General features: G+C 32.8%; 20 protein-coding genes. 3 read left to right on the top strand and 17 right to left on the bottom strand.

Features of this window, described 5'->3' with window-relative positions; translation table 11 throughout:
- Positions 1-122: 122 nt before the first annotated feature.
- The gene (gene miaA, locus GIY83_RS11290) at positions 123-1043 is read left to right on the top strand and encodes a tRNA (adenosine(37)-N6)-dimethylallyltransferase MiaA (protein WP_208686972.1); all 921 of its coding nucleotides are present in this window, start codon (positions 123-125) and stop codon (positions 1041-1043) included.
- Between the two features lie 76 nt (positions 1044-1119).
- The gene (locus tag GIY83_RS11295) at positions 1120-1863 is read left to right on the top strand and encodes an acyl-[acyl-carrier-protein] thioesterase (RefSeq protein WP_194616547.1); all 744 of its coding nucleotides are present in this window, start codon (positions 1120-1122) and stop codon (positions 1861-1863) included.
- A gap of 601 nt (positions 1864-2464) precedes the next feature.
- Here the strand turns inward: GIY83_RS11295 and GIY83_RS11300 are convergent.
- From GIY83_RS11300 to GIY83_RS11380, 17 genes are all read right to left on the bottom strand, one after another.
- On the bottom strand, positions 2465-2992 hold the full coding sequence (locus GIY83_RS11300) for a hypothetical protein (protein ID WP_194616546.1): 528 nt from the start codon (positions 2990-2992) through the stop codon (positions 2465-2467).
- Entirely contained in the window at positions 2979-3668 is a 690-nt protein-coding gene (prfH, locus tag GIY83_RS11305) for a peptide chain release factor H (protein WP_194616545.1), read from the bottom strand. Before prfH ends, GIY83_RS11300 begins: the two co-directional genes overlap by 14 nt.
- Positions 3656-4267 carry a hypothetical protein gene (locus GIY83_RS11310; RefSeq protein ID WP_194616544.1) on the bottom strand — a complete coding sequence of 204 codons (612 nt, stop codon included), beginning with the start codon at positions 4265-4267 and terminating at the stop codon, positions 3656-3658. Before GIY83_RS11310 ends, prfH begins: the two co-directional genes overlap by 13 nt.
- A gap of 12 nt (positions 4268-4279) precedes the next feature.
- Positions 4280-5671 (bottom strand): RtcB family protein, encoded by a 1392-nt coding sequence (locus GIY83_RS11315; protein WP_194616543.1) that lies wholly within the window; start codon positions 5669-5671, stop codon positions 4280-4282.
- Between the two features lie 3 nt (positions 5672-5674).
- Positions 5675-6421: a hypothetical protein gene (locus GIY83_RS11320; RefSeq protein ID WP_194616542.1), complete on the bottom strand. Its 747-nt coding sequence runs from the start codon at positions 6419-6421 to the stop codon at positions 5675-5677.
- A 938-nt stretch (positions 6422-7359) separates the two neighbouring features.
- Positions 7360-8076, bottom strand: coding sequence for a response regulator transcription factor (locus tag GIY83_RS11325; RefSeq protein WP_026985497.1), 717 nt, complete (start codon positions 8074-8076; stop codon positions 7360-7362).
- A gap of 3 nt (positions 8077-8079) precedes the next feature.
- Positions 8080-9666 carry a sensor histidine kinase KdpD gene (locus GIY83_RS11330; protein ID WP_194616541.1) on the bottom strand — a complete coding sequence of 529 codons (1587 nt, stop codon included), beginning with the start codon at positions 9664-9666 and terminating at the stop codon, positions 8080-8082.
- A gap of 59 nt (positions 9667-9725) precedes the next feature.
- Entirely contained in the window at positions 9726-10322 is a 597-nt protein-coding gene (coaE, locus tag GIY83_RS11335; protein ID WP_194616540.1) for a dephospho-CoA kinase, read from the bottom strand.
- A 1-nt stretch (position 10323) separates the two neighbouring features.
- Positions 10324-11322 carry a glycosyltransferase family 2 protein gene (locus GIY83_RS11340; RefSeq protein ID WP_194616539.1) on the bottom strand — a complete coding sequence of 333 codons (999 nt, stop codon included), beginning with the start codon at positions 11320-11322 and terminating at the stop codon, positions 10324-10326.
- 124 nt (positions 11323-11446) lie between these two features.
- Complete coding sequence (gene fabV, locus GIY83_RS11345; RefSeq protein ID WP_194616538.1) at positions 11447-12637, bottom strand: enoyl-ACP reductase FabV; 1191 nt, start codon at positions 12635-12637, stop codon at positions 11447-11449.
- A gap of 107 nt (positions 12638-12744) precedes the next feature.
- The gene (gene recN / locus GIY83_RS11350) at positions 12745-14397 is read right to left on the bottom strand and encodes a DNA repair protein RecN (RefSeq protein WP_194616537.1); all 1653 of its coding nucleotides are present in this window, start codon (positions 14395-14397) and stop codon (positions 12745-12747) included.
- 57 nt (positions 14398-14454) lie between these two features.
- On the bottom strand, positions 14455-15339 hold the full coding sequence (locus GIY83_RS11355) for a DUF4835 family protein (RefSeq protein ID WP_194616536.1): 885 nt from the start codon (positions 15337-15339) through the stop codon (positions 14455-14457).
- Positions 15340-15409: 70 nt separating this feature from the next.
- Positions 15410-16624: a bifunctional phosphopantothenoylcysteine decarboxylase/phosphopantothenate--cysteine ligase CoaBC gene (gene coaBC / locus GIY83_RS11360; RefSeq protein ID WP_194616535.1), complete on the bottom strand. Its 1215-nt coding sequence runs from the start codon at positions 16622-16624 to the stop codon at positions 15410-15412.
- A gap of 11 nt (positions 16625-16635) precedes the next feature.
- Complete coding sequence (locus tag GIY83_RS11365; RefSeq protein ID WP_008463064.1) at positions 16636-16953, bottom strand: DNA-directed RNA polymerase subunit omega; 318 nt, start codon at positions 16951-16953, stop codon at positions 16636-16638.
- A gap of 9 nt (positions 16954-16962) precedes the next feature.
- Positions 16963-17757, bottom strand: coding sequence for an outer membrane protein assembly factor BamD (locus GIY83_RS11370; RefSeq protein WP_194616534.1), 795 nt, complete (start codon positions 17755-17757; stop codon positions 16963-16965).
- Positions 17758-17894: 137 nt separating this feature from the next.
- Complete coding sequence (dapA, locus tag GIY83_RS11375; RefSeq protein ID WP_208686974.1) at positions 17895-18776, bottom strand: 4-hydroxy-tetrahydrodipicolinate synthase; 882 nt, start codon at positions 18774-18776, stop codon at positions 17895-17897.
- 16 nt (positions 18777-18792) lie between these two features.
- The gene (locus GIY83_RS11380) at positions 18793-19251 is read right to left on the bottom strand and encodes a hypothetical protein (protein ID WP_228520436.1); all 459 of its coding nucleotides are present in this window, start codon (positions 19249-19251) and stop codon (positions 18793-18795) included.
- A 101-nt stretch (positions 19252-19352) separates the two neighbouring features.
- On the opposite strand from GIY83_RS11380, the gene GIY83_RS11385 reads away from it, so the two are divergent.
- Positions 19353-20132: a 5'-nucleotidase C-terminal domain-containing protein gene (locus tag GIY83_RS11385; protein WP_208686976.1), complete on the top strand. Its 780-nt coding sequence runs from the start codon at positions 19353-19355 to the stop codon at positions 20130-20132.
- The last annotated feature ends 23 nt before the right edge of the window (positions 20133-20155 follow it).

Consider the following 20155-nt stretch of genomic DNA (forward strand, 5'->3'; position numbering starts at 1 on the left):
ACTCCTCCTTATATTTGTTGTTTTTTTAAGACATAAAAGGAGCTTCTAAAGTTGCTCTTTTATCCCAAAAAAAACTAACAACTATAAGTCCGGGGTTTTCACTCCCATCTGGGCTAAAAAATATGAAACACTTAATTACCATTGTCGGACCAACAGCTATAGGCAAAACAGCCTTAAGCATTGCTCTGGCGCAACATTTCAAATGCGAGATAATATCTTGCGACAGCCGTCAGTTCTTTAAAGAAATGACCATTGGCACCGCAGTTCCCAATCCCGAAGAATTACAGGCAGCAAAACATCATTTCATTCAAAATAAATCTATTTTCGAAAATTACACCGTTGGCGATTATGAGAAAGAAGCCCTTCTTAAAATAGAAGAATTATTTCAAACCAACGATTTTGCTATTCTTATTGGAGGTTCAGGATTATATGTTGACGCAATCTTAAAAGGTTTCGACGAATTTCCAGAAATCAATCCCGAAATACGTTCTGAGGTAAATTCAAACTACGACAAACTCGGAATCGAATATCTTCAGGAACAATTAAAAAACCTGGATACGGATTATTATCAAAAAATTACAATAGAAAATCCACAAACCCTCCAAAACCCACAGCGAATGATGCGTTTTGTAGAAGTTTGTATTGGCAGTCAAAAACCATATTCTTCTTTTCTAAATCAGAAGAAAAACAACAGAAACTTCACTCCTATTTTAATTGGTTTAGACGCCGATAGACAAATCATTTACGACCGAATCAATCAGCGTGTTGATATTATGATGAACGAAGGTTTGCTGGAAGAAGCAAAAAAACTTTATCCTAACAAAGCGTTAAATGCGCTTCAAACCGTCGGATATAGAGAATTATTTAGTTATTTTGACAGAGATTTCTCCTTGCCTTTTGCCATCGAAGAAATCAAGAAAAATACCCGCCGTTTTTCCAAAAGACAACTTACCTGGTTCAAAAGAAATGAAGCCACAAAATGGTTTGATTATGCGACAGATAGAAAAGAAATTATAGATTATATAGAAAATTCATTAAAGTAAAAGTCTTTTTTCTTTATTCTTTACTCTATTTTCCAAATCAATCTAAAATCAAAAATTTACAATCAAAAATTAAAAAATGCCAATATCACCAAATTTCACATCAGTTTATAGTAAAGACTGGGAAATCAATTTTACACAATGCACACCGGCTGGTTTTTTAAAATATACAGATTTATGTAATATTCTACAATTAACCGCAGGATCGCACGCCGAAGTTGGAGGCATCAGTTTTCAGGACATGCAGGAATTTCATCAAGCATGGGTTTTAAGCAGAATGCGCGTAGAAGTGCATGCATTGCCTCAGTGGCAGGATGTTGTAACTGTAAAAACATGGATCAACAGTCTTGAAAATTCGCGTTCCGTTCGTGCACTTGAAATGTATGTTAATGGAAAGAAAATTGTAGGGTGCGAAACGTATTGGGCTGTTTTTAATACCCAATCACGCCGTCCGGAACCTTTGGCAATTCCGTATAAACATTTCGAATTATTCCCTGAAAACAGAGCAACAGAAGAGGGTTTCTCTAAAATAAATATCAATCACGAAAAAGAGGCTGTCTTTGAAAAAACAGTTTATTTATCCGATTTAGATATTGTAAATCACGTAAATAACGTAAAATATCTGGAATGGTGTCTGGATCATGTTGAGCCAAAAAGAATTCTAAAACAAGAAGTCAAAAACTTCGAAATGAATTTCATGAAAGAACTGTCATTAAAAGATCAGGTGGTAATTCATGAAAGCGAAGATGGTCAAAGTACAGCAAGATTTAGTATTACAAAAGGCGAAAAAACCTGTTTTGCTTTAGAATTGCATTGGAAGTAATTATTTGACCCAGAGATTTAAACGGATCGAACGGGTTTACACCGATTTATTTTATTTTTAATTCGTGCTAATTTGTAGCTTAAATAATAATAATAATAAATCTCTTTAAAATTGGTGTAGTCCCTACGGGACAAATATTATATTTTATTGATAAAAATTCTACCAACATGTAATCTCTACGAGATATTTAAAAAAATGTCTTTCGAACTTTTACACAGTACTCCGTTAGAGTTAAATGTTGGTAGAAAAAGATTACACCACAATAAAAATGTCCCGTATTGTAATGTCATTAACTTAATAGAGAGAGAAGTAACCACAAAGTTTGTCATCTCGACGAAGGAGAGATCACACTAGTATTTCCGTTGAGATATTCGCCAATCTTTGTCAAGTTTCTTTGTGATCTCTCCTTCGTCGCGATGACAAGATTGCGGATTCTGATAGAGTTATTTATATAGAAATAGTTAATTTTACATTCAAAAATCTCTTAACTTAATGACATCATCAGTAGGGATTTTACATGACCATTTTCTCAGATTCAACCAAAAAAAAAAAACGATGCATTTCATCTCTTGAATTGCATCGTTTTTAGTTTTAATTAAAATTATTTTGATTTCTTTTTAGAACCTTTTTTAGATTTTTTTTTATTCTTCAACAAATCAATTTTACCTTTTATTCTTTTTTCTACTTCCGTAATATCAGATTCAAAAGCAAATTGCAGTGTGTAAAGTTTCGCATTTTTAATTGACGTCAACGCCTCTTTAAATCGAAGCTGTGCCTCAAAAAGAATAGCTTTTTTGACATAGATTTCAGATTTGTTTCCCCCTTTTATAGTCAAAGCAAAATCAATCAGTTTTTGGGCTTCTTCATAGTCTTCATTCAATATTAAAGTCTGAATGTAATACGGATATACTTCAAGAGCATGAATGTTTATAGCCAAAGCTTCCTGAAAATAAGATTTCGCCTCTTCATAATTCCATAATTGCTCCGCCTGAATTCTTCCGTACAAACACAAAACCATCGTATTTTTTGCATCATAAGAAAAAGCATAGTCTAAGGATTCTATAGTTTCTTCAAGCGAATACGGATAATTATCCAAAGCCTGAAATAGGTATTTATCAATTGCTTTCATTTCGTAAATCTGTTTTCAATTTCTGACGAGTTCCTTTGTAACTTTTCTCAACTTTATTCTTTTTAAAGTCAGATCCTGCAAAAACCCTCACAGGATTGCCACGCTGAATATTCAGCTGATTTTCCCATTGTTTTCCAACATGATTTTTAAGCTGTTGCAAAGTTTCGTCTTCTAGTTTTTTTAATAATCTTTCTGTGGCCAGTTTTTTGTTTTGATGCTGCGAGCGGCTATCCATAGAAACTACCGCAATTCCTGTTGGAATATGTGTTGCACGAATGGCCGAACTCACTTTGTTAACATGTTGTCCGCCCGCACCCGAACTTCGCATCGCCTGATACTGAATATCATTTTCTGAAATCGATGCATTTTTTTGTGCTTCAATTTCAAAAATGCCAATAAACCAGTTCTTGCGTTTGTGCATTTTCCTAAATTGACTCTGACCAATCCATTGAATGGTTCCAATCCATGAATTCGCGAATTTCTCAGCATTATTTCCCTTTACAGCAACTGTTGCTGTTTCAACCGTTCCGTTTTCCTGCCCCACTTCCCTTTGAAGCAAAGTAGCTTCTAAACCCTGCTCCTGTGCTTCGTCTAAAACTTTTTTAAGCACTTGGGCAACTACCCAAGTGCATTCTGCAGGTCCTCGCCCTGCTGTTATCTGAATTATTTTTTCCATTTTTCTATTATTTTAAGAAGCTTTTCTCTATTCTTTGCTTCTTTTACAAATTTTGGAAGTCTTGAAACCATAGTTGCGTTAGAACTTCCTGTATTATTTCTTTCTCTTAAGTCAGCTTTGATATATCTCTCCAGATAATCAATATGATCTTGATTAAATGCCCAAAAAATATCTCCGTTCATTTCTTTTTGAAACCAAAGTGATAAATCATAATACGGCTCTTTGACCAACCCATCATCAGCTTTCGAATTCTGCAAAAACTCTTCAATTTTCGGTTTCCACTCTTCCTGAAAATTACAATGCGGACATTTTGCTTTGTATTTTTCCGGTTTCTCTTTTAATGACTGAGACTCAAATTCGTATTTTTCAAAACACTTACTACAATATACTTTGCCATAAGCTACATAGTGATAATTTGGTTTTTCAAGTTTATAGTAACAATGTTTGCATTCAAAAACTTTAGTATGGCAATACCCACATTTGCAATCTGATACAGGTTCTTTTTTAACTGCTGATTTAGAATCACATTTAGGACATTTTACTAAAATCTCATTAGCAAAACTTCCTAAAAACTTATTTTCATCCTGAAATCTTTCCATAATTTTAGTTTTTTATCGGTCCATTCTAACGATTTTAGGAGTGAAAGTTCCCAGAACTTCAACCAAATCCGTTTGATTTCCCATTACTTTTGTAATGTCTTTGTACGCCATTGGGGCTTCGTCAATATTTCCGCCAATCAAGGTTACATCATTCGCTTTTAATACTTTTTTGATCTCACTTTGAGTAAAAGTAGCTTTGCATTTCGCTCTCGAAAACAAACGTCCCGCTCCATGAGAAGCCGAGTTTAAACTCGCTGCATTTCCTTTTCCTTTTACTATATATCCCGGAGCTGTCATTGAACCCGGAATGATCCCCAATTGACCTTCAGCAGCAGGAGTTGCGCCTTTTCTATGCACGATACATTCCTGAGCGTTCACCATTTCTTTCCAGGCAAAATTGTGATGGTTTTCAATTGTAACCACTACTCTTTTTCCTATCGCTTTGGCAATTCTCCTATGAATGTCATCGTGACAAGCTTTTGCGTATTCTCCGGCCAAATTCATTGCCAACCAATATTCCTGTCCATCATGCGTGTTTAAATCCAACCAGGCCAAATGCTGTACATTTTTAGGCAACGGACATTGTTTAGTTGCCAGATAAGTATAATGTTTGGCGATGTTTGCACCTAAACCGCGAGAACCACTATGCGATAAAACAGCAAAATATTCTCCAACACCCAACTTCCATTCATTCTCGGGATTGTCAATTTTTGCAACACCAAATTCCACAAAGTGATTTCCTCCACCAGAACTACCTAATTGTTTGTAAGCTTTTGGCAAAAGATTCTTCAATAGCGGAATATCCTGAAACTCGCTTTTGTAAAAAACTTCATGATCTGCTTTCACAGCATGTGTTTCATTCATTCCAAATTTTGTATTGTCTTTTAAGATCGCTTGCAACTGATGTTCTTTTCCTTTGAAATGCGAAGCTGGTAAATCGAAAATCGACAAACTCATACGGCAGCCAATATCAACACCAACTCCATACGGAATAACGGCATTATCTGTCGCTAATACCCCACCAATTGGTAATCCATAACCTGAGTGTGCGTCTGGCATTAAGGCTCCTGCAACCGAAATTGGCAGTTTTAAAGAATCATACAATTGAAATTTTGCCTGTTCATCGATTTCATTTTCTCCAAAAATGGTAAAAGGAACTCTTGTCGTTTTCAATTGGTGCATTCTTACCTGAACCGGGTTTATTAAACCTTCAGCAACTTTACCCCAGGTTCCGTGTCCTTCAAACTTTTCAGGATGAAGCAAAACCTCTTTGGCTTCTGTTAGAATAGATTCTTTTTTCTCTCTTTTTCTATATCTGTTTATTTGCCCTAAGGCGATATTTATTGAATTATTTTTTGGAAAGCCTAACTTGATCAGGTCTTTTCCGGATAATTTATTTCCCATGATTTATATCATTTCGTCTACATATTGCTGATACAATACATGCAGACTTTTATTTTTAATTGGGTTTATCTCTCTTGGATTTTCATTTTGATAATATCTCCAACGATAAGAAAAACCATGTACTAATTTGTTTATCTTATATCTTAAATTAAGATTAGTAATGTAATTGTCGAGAACCTGAATTTCACTTTCCAAATCTGCATCAACCATTTTAGTATGCGTTATCATGTACGGTTTAATGCGAAATACATAACGCCACGGTTCATTAAATACATAATGAATTTTATAGCGTTTACAATTAGGACACCATCGTTCCCTTTTATAAAAATGCATTTTCTCTTTTTCAGTTAATGTTAGTTTTGGACTTCTCCATTCTGATTCAGAAAACTCTTTTACTGTTTGAAGCTTTTCAACATACACATGTTTTCTTTTCCTTTTTTTCTTTTTCTTAAAAGATTTTTCAGGAGAATGCTGCCATGTATTGATCTTTTCCAGCAATGTTTTATAAAATGAAGCTTCATTTGACCTTACTATATCGTCTCTTAGTACAAAACTGCGTTCCCAACCTTTTTGATAAGGCGTTGCTAAGGGAACCAATGGTAAATTTTGTCGTTTTTTCCAGAGTTCAATTTCAAGCTTTCTTAACTGAATTAATTGTTTTTCAAAATCTTCTTTTACTAATCTTTTCTTTGTTCTTTTATTTTTAAAGCGAGAGCACAAAGCATACTCTTCTGCTGTATAATTTTCCATAAAAAATTATAGTGCATTAAATTAATAGCCAAAACAGGCCATAGCATTTTACCCGTGAGGATAAATAATAAAATCGATTATTCGGGAAAATTTGAAGTGTCTAGAATAAAAAAAGCCCGAAGCTAAATGTCTTCGGGCTTTTTTATATATCTAAAAATGAATTTCTAAGATTGAAATAAGCCACGAAGAAGCGCTGCACCAAACTTGTTTGATGTGAAGCTCTGAAATGATAATGTAAATACAGACATTTTTCTTCGTTATTAAAGGGTTATTACTTTTTTCGTGTGCAAATATTCAGAATACTTTTTTGATTTTCCAAATTTATTTTAAAGAAAATTCATGTAAAAAATAATTATTATATTTTTCGAATCGTAAAAAACATAATATCTATTTGAAAACTAACGCCCTAGCCCTGATGAAAGCGGCATCCTTCTTCTTGCTTTTTTTAGCAAGAAAAAGATATAGCGGACAGCAGGAAATAGCTCCTTATGATTAAAATTCCAAAAAAAATTAAATTACAAATTCCAATCTCTGAGAAGATTTATAGTTTGCTCATCTTTTGTTAGATGCACTGCAGTGCAGTGCATCTCTCCGGAAAATTGCGGTCATTTTTTTTATGGATATCGACAATCGTAGAGACGCACTGCAGTGCGTCTACACAAAAAGATTTAATCCGTATTAAAGACATGATTGAAGTTTTTATCGAGAATCGGGTGATAGAAAACAGAACAAGTAAATCAAACTAGAGAAGCATAAAGAAAGTCACCAATCTTTATAGAATTACTAGTGTGATTTGCTTCGCCTGTTCGCTGTCGCTCGGGTCTCCTCCGTCGAAATGACAAGATTGAGTATAACTACAATTTTCAAAAAGTATAAGCATAAAAAAAGCCCTGATTTCTCAGAGCTTTATGCTTTTTGTTTTTGTGAATTTTGTTTTTTTATTCTGTCACTTTGCTTTTAACAACTAATCTGAAACCTTCACCGTGAATGTTAAGGATCTCAACATCTTCGTCTGCTTTTAGATATTTTCTTAGTTTAGCGATGTAAACGTCCATACTTCTTGAAGTAAAGTAGTTGTCATCTCTCCAGATTTTTGTCAACGCTAATTCTCTTGGCATTAAGTCATTTTCATGAAGAATTAACATTTTAAGCAATTCATTCTCTTTTGGAGATAATTTTATAGGTTCGTCATTTTCGAACGTTAAAAATCTCAGTTTAGAATTCAGGTGGAATTTACCAATGTTAAATTCAAACTGAACTTGTTCTGCTTTAGTATCTGCAGATTTTCTTTGAATAATCGCTTTGATTTTCATTAATAAAACTTCTGAATCAAAAGGTTTATTTAAATAATCATCAGCACCAGCTTTGTATCCTTTCAGCACATCTTCTTTCATTGATTTTGCTGTTAAAAATATAATTGGCACTTCGCTGTTCTTTTCTCTAATTTCTTTGGCTAAAGTATAACCATCTTTATAAGGCATCATTACGTCAAGAATACATAAATCATATACATCTTTCTTGAATTTCTCGAAACCTTCCATACCGTTTTTAGCTAAAGTAACTTCAAAGTCATTTAACATTAGATAATCTTTAAGAACTGCCCCAAAATTAAGGTCATCTTCTACTAAAAGTATTCTTTTGTTATTATTTTCCATATTTTAATTTATTAATGGTATTTTTATTATAAAGGTGCTACCTTTTCCTTTTTCGCTTTCAACATATACTTGACCATTGTGATCCTCTACTATTCTTTTTACATAAGCAAGGCCTAAACCGTGTCCTTTTACATTATGTAAATCTCCAGTATGCTCTCTGTAAAATTTCTCAAAAACTCTTTTTTGAGCTATTTTACTCATACCAAGACCATTATCTTTTACTTTTATCAGAATCATGTCTTTGACATTTTCTGTAAAAATTTCTATTTCAGGAATACCAGGTGAATATTTTATAGCATTTTCTAAAATATTTACCAATACGTTTGTAAAATGTACTTCGTTGATTAAAGAGGTTGTTCTTGCGGCATTATAATGCTTTACAACGCTTCCTTTTCTATCTTCCAAGATTAAATTTACGTGCTCAATTGCATCATCGATTATATCGTGAATTGCCGTTGGCTCTTTTGTAATATCTAATTCTCTTTTTTCTAATTTAGAAATACGAAGAACGTTTTCTACCTGAGCGTGCATTCTTTTATTCTCGTCCCGAATCATTTGCAGATATCGAAATACTTTTTCTTTATCTTCAATAATTTTAGGATTCTTAATCGCATCAAGCGCTAAATTTATCGTTGCAATTGGAGTTTTAAACTCATGCGTCATATTATTTATAAAATCTGTTTTGATTTCAGAAATATGTTTTTGACGTAACAATTGATTCAATGCACTTGTATAAGCAACTATTATAATCAATGTAAAAATTATCGACAATATTGTAATACTTAACAATTCAGATAACAAAAATTTCTTTTTATGAGGGAAAGTTATAAATAGTTCATATTTACTATTACCTTCGTTATCTGTATAAATTGGCACATGATAACTTGCATCTTTATCGTAATGAAATCCGTCAGATTTTACTTTTGTTGCAAGTCCACTGTTAAGAACTCCGTATTCAAATTTGGTTTTTACACCGTATTCTTCTAATTCTTTCTTTAAAAGTTTTTGAAGCTTATCTTTTGTAATTCTACCTTCTATAGGTGTTAGTGAAGCAATATCTTTGTATTGAATTTGCTGCTGTACTTTATTTAAGATATCTAAACTACCTGATTTTTCTATTTTTAGATCCGGAATAATACTTTGGCCTAAATTGCTATTATCGATTCCGTTATTGTTATTGTAAACTTCAGTTACTCTTTTCGAACTAAAGTTTTTAAATCTTTCACTACTAAATTTTTTATTGAATAGTGAACCATTTATATCGTAATCTTCAGATGTAAGGGTATTAGAGTATACAATTGTTTTATTTGTTTTTGTATTTCTCTGAACATAGAGAACTTCTAATAAATCTTCTTTTTTTGGAGTTTTACCTGTACTGTCTTTTATACGGTTGTATTTGTCATAGAAACTGTATTCCTCTTGTTGTTCAAGTTTATCAGCGACATTACCAATTACTTGTGTCACGTGGTATTTAAACTGCTCATCATTGTTTTTAAATGAAGAGTTGAACCAATATACCTGCACCAGAATAATCCCTATTAAGGACAAACTCATCAGTAAAACAAGTATTCTAAAAAATAATTTATTCATCGAAACAAAATTAATATTTTAACAATATACTAAATAATACATTAACCAAATATTAACATTTAAGACTGATTTTGTTTTATATTTAAAATTTTAAGAATTTTAACAACTTCTTCTTTAGCAATTTTAAGATTACTGTTATTAATTACAAAATTGCTCAAAGAAATTCTTTTTTCGTCATTCCATTGCATTTTCATTCTGCTTAAAACTTGTTCGCGTGTGGTATTATCTCGCTTCACAACTCTTTCGATTCTAATTTCTTCCGGTGCAGTAACGGTTATAATTACATCACATTCTTTATAACGACCACTTTCGAACAAAATTGCAGCTTCATAAATTACGTAGTCGTACTTTTTATTTTCTTGTAGCCATAATTCAAAATCGCTTTTTACGGCGGGATGAACAATAGCATTTAGTTGTGCTAATTTATCGGCATTATTAAAGACAATTTCAGCCAGCTTTGCCCTGTTTAAAATTTTATTTTCAAAAATAGAATCGCCAAATGTCGTTTTTATTTGTTGTATTATATTGTCAGACTGCATTACTTTTTTGGCAGCATCATCTGCAATATAAACAGGAACTCCCATTGTCGCAAAATAGTTTGCAATAGTGGTTTTGCCACTTCCTATTCCGCCTGTTAAACCAATAACTTTAGTCATATTATACTTTAAAAAACATACGAGGAAAAGCTTCTTGTGGTTTTTTCTTTAAAAGAATGATTTTTATGAACGACTTTAAAAATCCTGTTCCATAACCATAAAACTGCTTCCAAACTGCAATTACAGATAAGTATCCAATTTTAATGCTTTTATTCTGAATACTTGATGTAAGAAAAATAATAACGAAATATACAAAATATAATTGTAATAATATGTCGATATTGAAAATTAATAGTAAAAAAGCTAATAATAATCCGAGTATAAAAACAGATGGAAAGAAGAATGTTAGTTTATTATGCTCTGGATACCAACTATTTAATATAGGTCTTGCAATACCAAATTTATTTACCTGAACAGAAAATTTTTCCCAATCTATCCTACGTTTGTGATAAACATATGCCTCAGGAAACAGTCTGGTTTCGAATCCCAGGTTCCATAAACGGATAGAAAGGTCCGGATCTTCGCCGGGATGAATGTTTCCGAAGCCTTTTGATGCCTCAAATGCTTTTTTTGAAATTCCCATATTGAAACTTCTTGGCTGAAATTTATTGATCTTTTCAGACCCGCCACGAATTCCTCCTGTGGTCAAAAAAGAAGTCATAGCAAAATTAATTGCTTTTTGAATATCAGAAAAACTGTCTAATGCTTTATCAGGTCCTCCAAAACAATCTACATAATCTGCATCTAATGCTTTTCGAACTTCGGTTAAATAATTAGCCGGAATAATACAATCCGAATCAAAAATGATAAAATAATCTCCACGTGCCTTTTGCATTCCGAAATTTCTCGAATCTCCCGGTCCTGAATTCGGCTTAAAATAATACGAAATGTTCAATTTTCCCTGATAGGTCATCACCACATCTTTGCACGGTATTGATGATCCATCTTCTACAAGAACAATTTCAAAAGCTTCATTATAATCAGATTTAGACAGACTTTCTAAAAGTTCATCAACTTCATCTGGGCGATTATACACGGGTATAATTAAAGAAAAAATCATAACGGGATGTGCTGTATTAAAGTGGCAATTTTTTAAACTTCAAAATTTTAACAAAGATATGGTATATTCATAAAAAAACCACCAACTTTTGGTTGATGGTTTTTTCATTTATTATATTTTTTATCTACTTGATACTTTCGATTTCAACAACTTCATTTGCATCTGCTTTGTAATCTACTCCGGCAAATTCAAACCCGAAAAGATTTAAGAAATCATTTCTATATCCAGCTAAATCTCCAATTGCAGGTAATGTTTCAGTTGTTGCTTCTAACCAAAGTTTAGCCACTTTTTCCTGAACATCATCACGCATTTCCCAATCGTCGATTCTGATTCTTCCTTTTTCATCTACAGGAACTTCAGATCCATTGTATAATCTGTCCTTAAACAAACGCTGAATTTGCTCGATACAACCTTCATGAATCCCTTCTTCTTTCATAATTTTATATAAAAGAGAGATATACAACGGGATTACCGGAATTGCAGAACTTGCTTGTGTTACTAATGCTTTGTTTACAGAAACATATGCTTTTCCTCCTATTGATTTTAAACTATCTGTAATAGAGAATGCTGTAGCTTCTAAATCATCTTTTGCACGGCCAATTGTACCTTTACGGTAAACTGCTTCTGTCAATGATGGCCCAATATATGAATAAGCCACTGTTGTCGCTCCATCTGCCAATAAATTTTCAGCTTTTAAGGCATCAATCCACATTGTCCAGTCTTCTCCACCCATTACTGCTACAGTATTTGCAATATCTTCTTCATTTGCCGGAGCAATAGAAACTTCCGTTACGTTTCCTGTATGAAAATCTACAGTTTTGTTGGTAAAAGTTTGTCCGATTGGTTTCAAAACCGAACGGTGTAACACTCCTGTAACCGGATGTTGACGAACCGGTGATGCTAAACTATAGATTACAAGATCAATCTGACCTAAATCAGCTTTGATTAAATCTAAAGTCTGTCTTTTTATTTCGTTTGAAAAAGCATCTCCATTGATACTTTTTGCATATAAACCTGCTTTGTGAGCTTCTGTTTCAAATGCAGCAGAATTATACCAACCCGGTGAAGCTGTTTTACCTTCAACTGGCGGTTTTTCAAAAAATACTCCAATAGTTGCAGCATCAGATCCAAAAGCACTTGTGATTCTTGAAGCTAATCCAAAACCTGTTGAAGCACCAATAACTAATACTTTTTTAGCACCGTCAATTGGACCTTTTGATTTTATATATTCTATTTGATTTTTAACATTTTGCTCGCTGCCTTTTGGGTGTGCAGTCAAGCAAATAAATCCTCTCATTCTAGGTTCTATAATCATATTTTTGTATTTATTCGTTGATTGGGCTAATCTTATCATTAAGATAAATGACTAACTTATTTACGTTTGTTTAATTAGCTTTGAGTTGACAAATATAAATTATTTCTTTAGTTCAACAAGGCTTTAGCATGATTTAAAGCGGAATCAGAAACAACAGCTCCTGATAACATCTGAGCAATCTCCATAACTCTTTCGTCCTGAGACAATAGCTTCAATTCTGATTGCGTATCATCGTCTACTGTAGATTTGAATACTTTGAAATGAGAATCTCCTTTTGCTGCTATTTGAGGCAAGTGCGTAATGGCAAAAATTTGCATTGTTGCACTCATTTCTTTCATAATCTCACCCATTCTAATGGCAATTTCTCCTGAAACTCCAGTATCTATCTCATCAAAAATTAAAGTAGGCAGTTTTGAATATTGTGCTAAAATTGCTTTAACAGCCAACATAATACGGGACATCTCCCCTCCTGATGCTACTTTTTTCAGTAAACCAAAATCAGTTCCTTTATTGGCAGAAAATAAAAACTGAAGTTCATCTTTACCATTCTGGAAATAGGTTTCTGACGGTAAAAGTTCCATATTAAAACGAACATTCGGCATTCCTAAAGTTTCTAAAATCGAAATTAGTTTTTGAGATAAAACCGGAATTGCTTTTGTTCTGTTTTGATGAATCGTTGCTGAAAAAGCATCTAACTCAATTGTTTTTTGATCGATTGCTTTTGACAACAAAGCGATTTCTTCTTCGATATTATCAAGTTCTAATAATGTATTACCTAAATTCGACTGAATTCCGATCAATTCATCAACAGTATTTACCTGATGTTTCTTTTGTAAATTATAAATCAATTGCAATTTTTGACTCACAAATTCTAATTGCACCGGATCATTCAATAATTTCTCAGAAGCATTTTGCAATTCTCTCGAAACATCATCAAATTCAATTGCCAGACTTGTAATTCTCTCGAATATGTTTTGATATTCAGGTGAGAAAAGTGCAATTTTTTGTAATGAGGTTTTAATTTCATTCAGATTATGAAAAACGCCAAATTGCTCTTCGTTAGCAATTACAAGAGATTTATCAATAGCCTCTTTTATAATCTCAACGTTATTTAATTTTTCGTAATCCGTTTCTAATTCTTCTTGTTCGCCGGATTTTAATTTAGCCGATACTAATTCATTTAGTAAAAAAGTATTGTACTCCTGCTCTTTTCCAGAATCACTTTGTTTTTTCAATAAAGCATTCAATTTAGATTTATCTGCTTTGTATGATTTTAATGCTTTTTGATAGGACTGAATAGTATCAAAATTATTTGCAATCGCATCAATGATTTTAAACTGAACTCCTTCATCCGAAAGTTCCTGAGTTTGCTGTTGCGAATGAATATCAATCAAAAACAAACTTAAATCTTGTAATTCCTGAAGATTTACAGGACTATCATTTATAAATGCACGAGATTTTCCTGATGGCAGAATTTCTCTTCTAATTATGGTTTCGTCTTCATAATCGAGATCATTTACTTCAAAAAATTCTTTCAGATTGTATTTAGATATTTCAAAATGTGCCTCGATAACACACTTTTCTTCTTTATTTTTTAATGATGTTAAATCAGCTCTTTTACCTAGAACCAATCCTATTGCTCCTAATATAATAGATTTACCAGCACCCGTTTCACCTGTAATTATAGAAAAACCTCTAGAAAAATCGATAGTGAGTTTTTCAATCAGGGCATAGTTTTTAATTGACAAGGACGTTATCATAAAGAAATTGTATAAGTATAAAAGTTAGTAAGATAGTAAATTGAAAAAGAAATTCAATTAAAATTTAATCTGAGACCATTTAGTAGAATTCAAAGGCGATACTTTGTTCAGCACATCTGTTAAATCCCCAACCGGAATACTCGGCCCTCCTGAAAAGATAGAAACGATTTCATCTGATTTTGCATCAAAAAATACTCGCGTTAAAAAGGCATTTGGTTTAACCGAATTCAATTTCCCTATGAGCATTATTGCATTCTTGATTTTCTCTTTTGATGCTTTTAAGTCCAGACTCATTCCGTCTAAACCAGTATGATATGCATACATAGTCTGACGTAAATCACTATACATTGGCGAATTCAGATCATTTATTAAATAATAACGGTTTTGAAGCCCATCAGACTGAGTCCAGCCTTTAGATCCGCCTTGCTGCGCAACACTCGCAATATTCTGAGCAGTTTCAAAATATTGATTTCCTGCTCCCATTTGAAAAGTATCAGCATCCATTCCCAAAATCACATAACTGTAAAAAGATACTACAGATACTAAATTAGATTCAAAAGTGGCAGGGTTAAAAAGCAAAGGCTCGTACTCTGTATATTGAAAATTAAAGTCTTTGTCGTTGTAATTTAAAACAGGTGATGAATAAGTAGAATTAAAAATCAATCTTGAAGACTGTACCTGAATTGTACCTGTAAATTGATTTGAACCTCCTGAAGACAATGTGATATACATCGAACAATTGATTCTCTCATTTTGCTTTAAAACTGATCCTGTCCAGTCTGTTTTATTCACAAATTCAGACAAAGAGGTTTGAAGTGTTTTAAAAACTTGCTGATTGGGATTGGGCAGCCTTTCTGTATTAATAGTCACAGTACAATTTAGCTGTTGCGCTTGTGTAAAGCCAAAAATTAAAAATACTAAAAGGGTAACTATTTTATTCATTTGAAAGATAATATTTGGTTGTAGCTACAATAGATTTACTATTTCTGCCATTCGTTTTTATTATAAATCATTATGACTTCGAAAAATGCAAAATCACTTTGTTTAAAATATCAACCGCAACAGATTCTTTTGATTTTAATTCCATAGGTTCGATTTCAAAATTATGATCAATAAAAGTTACTTTATTGGTTTCTTTTTTAAAACCTGCGCCTTCATCTTGTAAGGAATTTAAAACAATCAAATCTAAGTTTTTTTTCTGAATTTTCAACTTAGCATTTTCAATTTCATTTTCAGTCTCTAAAGCAAAGCCAATTAAAAACTGATTCTTTTTTATTGCTCCCAGCGATGCTAAAATATCTTTTGTTTTTTCGAGTTCGATCGAAAAATCTTCTGATGCTTTTTTTATCTTTTGTAAAGCTACAACTTTAGGCCTGTAATCAGCAACAGCTGCTGCTGCAATAGCAACATCAACATCATTAAAATACAAATGACACGCATCGTACATATGCTGGGCCGAAATTACATCAACAACTTTAACTAAGCTGTTTTTAACCTTATAATGTGTTGGTCCCGAAACCAGAATAACCTGCGCTCCAAGACTAGCTGCTTCATGAGCAATATCAAAACCCATTTTTCCTGAGGAATGATTTCCTATAAAACGTACAGGATCTATCGCTTCGTATGTTGGCCCGGCAGTAATTAGTATTTTTTTTCCTTTTAAGGGTAACTTGCTTTCTAAATCAGCTTCAAGAAAAGCTACAATATTCTCAGGTTCAGCCATTCTGCCTTCACCGGATAATCCGCTTGCCAGTTCTCCGTTTTCAGCAGGAATCATTAAATTGCCAAACTGTTTTAAAGCGGCAAAACTAGATAATGTTGAAGGGTGTTTATACATATCCAAATCCATTGCCGGAGCAAAATAGACAGGACATTTAGCCGATAAATAAGTAGCAATTAAAAGATTATCACAGTTTCCTGTTGTCATTTTAGACAAGGTATTTGCTGTTGCAGGAGCAATTATCATCAAATCAGCCCAAAGTGCCAAATCAACGTGATTGTTCCATACAGCATCTTCATCATCCTGATTAAAGAAATTGGAATATACAGGATTTTTTGATAACGTAGATAACGTAAGTGGAGTTACAAAATCCTTAGAAGCAGGTGTCATTATCACTTGGACATGTGCACCTGCTTTTATAAAAAGTCGTACTAATGAGGCTGTTTTATAGGCTGCAATTCCACCAGAAACACCCAGTAAAATTTTCTTCCCGTTTAAAACTGACATTATACTATATATTATTTATTTGAACTTCTGTGGTAAGTTTTACCGTCTAACCACTCCTGAACTGCTAAAGCGTGTGGTTTTGGTAATTTTTCGTAAAATTTAGAAACTTCAATTTGCTCTTTATTTTCAAAAACTTCTTCAAGACTGTCATTATATGTAGCAAACTCTTCTAATTTCTCAGTTAATTCTTTTTTAATTTCAGAATTAATTTGATTTGCTCTTTTAGCCATAATGGTAATTGCTTCATACACATTTCCTGTTGGCTCTTCAATAACTGTTTTATTGTAAGTTATTGTATTTACAGGAGCATTCGTCTTTTTTAAATCCATGACTTTTTTTTATTTAGTAAATTTTTGTAAATCTGTTTCAACTCTGGCATTCATTTCATCTGCCTGTTCTTTGTATTTAGTAGCAGCATTAAACTTAATTAAGTTATTGTACGCTACTTTTGCCACATTTAAACGTTCTTCCATTTTTGCAGGAATACTGTTTATTGCTAATTTATATGCCGAATCGTATTTGTAAAAAAGGGCATCTTCTTTAAAAGGTGTTCCAGGAAAATCAGCTATAAAATTATCAAATGCAATTAATGCTGATTTATAATCTGAAATTGTATTGTATCCTTTTGCATTTTCGTATGCTTTTTTCTCCAATTTTCCATTCAAAATTTTCACAGCCTCATTTGCCTGTGCGATGTATTCCGAGTTTGGATAATTATCGATAAATGCTTGTAATTTTTCTAATGCTTTTTGAGTATCTGTTTGGTCTAAACTATAAACAGGTGCTAATTTTGAATAACTGAAAGCTCCTAAAAAAGCAGCTTCCTGTACTTTTTCGCTTCGTGGATAGCCTGAAACAAAACTTTCAAACTGATACCCTGCTAAATAGTACTGTTTTGATTTATAATAAGATTGCGAAAACATATAAAAAAGTTTCTCTGCCTGAGGTTTCCCTCTGTAAGAAGGCGCTAATTGTTCAAAAAGACGAATTGCTTTTGAATACTTTCCTGCCTCGTACATCTTCGTTGCCACTTCAAATTTAGCTGCAACATCTTCATTTTTTAATGCTTTTTGATATTCACTACAAGAACAAAAAAGGACAACAACAATTAATAGAGATACTATTTTTTTCATTTTCTTACTTTTATTATGATTTCTTAGACAATTATGCCAAAGCAAAATCACACCGAAGTTCCGGTGGCAAATTTAGTTATTAATTTAGCTACTACAAAATATTTTTTTGGTATATTAAAATACCGGCAATCTCACTCTTATTTTATGCTGTTTTTTACAAATTCATTCAATCGGTTTGCTAACGATTCATCAACGCTTACTAATGGTAAACGCACTGTGTTCTCAGCAATACCAAGGGCTTGAAAGACTTGTTTGATTCCGGCAGGATTTCCCTGCTCAAAAATCATATCAATACAATCTGACAAAAAGTATTGTGTTTTAAACGCTTCATTTACCTTTTTATTTAGTCCTAATCGAATCATTTCTGAAAATTCTTTTGGAAAACCTTGCCCAATAACCGAAATTACACCTGCTCCACCAGCTAAAACAATTGGCAAAGCAATCATATCATCTCCTGAAATTACAAGAAAATCTTTTGGTGCATTTTTAATTATCTGCATGGCCTGTACCACATCACCCGCAGCTTCTTTTATAGCTACAACATTCTCAAAATCATTTGCTAAACGAATTACTGTAGACGGCAACATATTACTAGAAGTTCTTCCGGGAACATTGTATAAGATTACCGGAATTGGCGAAGCTTCTGCAATGGCTTTAAAATGCTGATAAATACCTTCCTGTGTTGGTTTATTATAATAAGGAGAAACAGAAAGAATAGCTTCAAAAGCCGAGAAATCCCCTGTCTTTAACTCCTCTACAATTTGCATTGTATTATTACCTCCAACTCCAAGAACTAGTGGTAATCTTCCTTTATTAGTATTGATTACAGTAGTAATAACCAATTCTTTTTCGGCTTGTGTCAGGGTAGCATTTTCTGCTGTTGTTCCCATAACCACAAGATATTCAACCCCTCCATCAATAGAAAAGTTAACGATACGCTGTAAAGCTTCGATATCAATTGAAAAGTCTTTTTTAAATGGAGTTACAAGGGCAACACCAGTTCCTATTAATGATTGCATATTCTAATTTATAATTTTATTTTATACTCTTTAAATACTTGAACAATTCGAAAACGAAAAGTTTATAATTTTGTATCGTGGTATCTATCATCCATCGATTTAATCTTTTATCTACAGATGCAAATCCCACTTTAAACCTGGCTTTGGACTGGTTGGTTATCGTCATCAAAATTGCAGTTTCGATATCATAATAACTAATCAAAAGATCAAATTCTGTTGCTATAAATTCATTCAGAAAAACTTCGGTAATTTCTCCCTTCCAATTGATATGTTTGCTACCAAATGTAGGGATCAAATACGTTTCTTTTTCCTTAAATTTACTTCTATACGCCACAACTTTTATGTTCTGAGGAGCGATGTCCTGCAGAATAAGCTCATCAACCAATTCTTTTGAATGAACAAAATCGCTTTCATCGATCAGTAAACCAATTGTTTGTATATTACTGGTAAAAACTTCATTTTTGAAATTATTCAAGTTTTTATTTAATGTTTTTTTTACAAAAAATTCCTTTATATAATTTAAAAACATAGTACTTTTGCCAGATTACAAAATTAATTATTTAAGTCGCATTTAAGATGGTAAAACTAAAAAAGTATAACGGATTTTTAAAACTTTTTGTTATATTCTTAACACTTTTTTTTATAACTTCTTGCAGTCAGAAAAATTACAACCTGACGAAGATAGAAGGAAAACAAATTCCGGTCACTGAAAAAAACGCTGAAACTCCAGCAATTGAAAATTTCATTAAACCTTATCGCGATCATATTAATAAAGATTTAGACAGCGTTTTGGCATACTGCCCGGAAACTTTGGATAAGAGTACCGGAAAATGGCAAACCAGTATTGGCAGTTTATTAGCCGATGTTTGTGTAGAAAGAGGGAATCTTGTTTTTAAGGCACGAGAAAAGAAAAGCATTGACTTATGTCTTTTAAATCACGGTGGAATTCGCGCTATTTTACCAAAAGGAAATGTAACTACAAGAACTGCTTTTGAAATTATGCCTTTTGAAAACAATCTGGTTGTTATCGCTTTAAAGGGAGATCAAATTCTTGAAATTGCCGCTTATATTATTAAGGAGAAAAAACCTCAGCCTTTATCCGGAATGACCTTTACAATTACAAAAGATAATAAAGCGAAGAACATCCTGATTCAGGGAAAACCTCTTGACGTTAACAAAGTGTATTATGCAGCTACAAATGATTACTTAGCCAATGGTGGAGACAGCATGACTTTTTTCGCTAAAGGGGTTGAAAAATTTGATTTGAATTATAAACTTCGAAATGTGTTGATTGACTATTTTAAAGAAGTTGATACAATTCCGCTAGCAAAGAATATCCGAATTACTGAAGAATAAAAAGACCAAGCGCAAATTTAGAA

Source organism: Flavobacterium sp. SLB02 (genome assembly GCF_009664855.1).
Lineage (GTDB): Bacteria > Bacteroidota > Bacteroidia > Flavobacteriales > Flavobacteriaceae > Flavobacterium.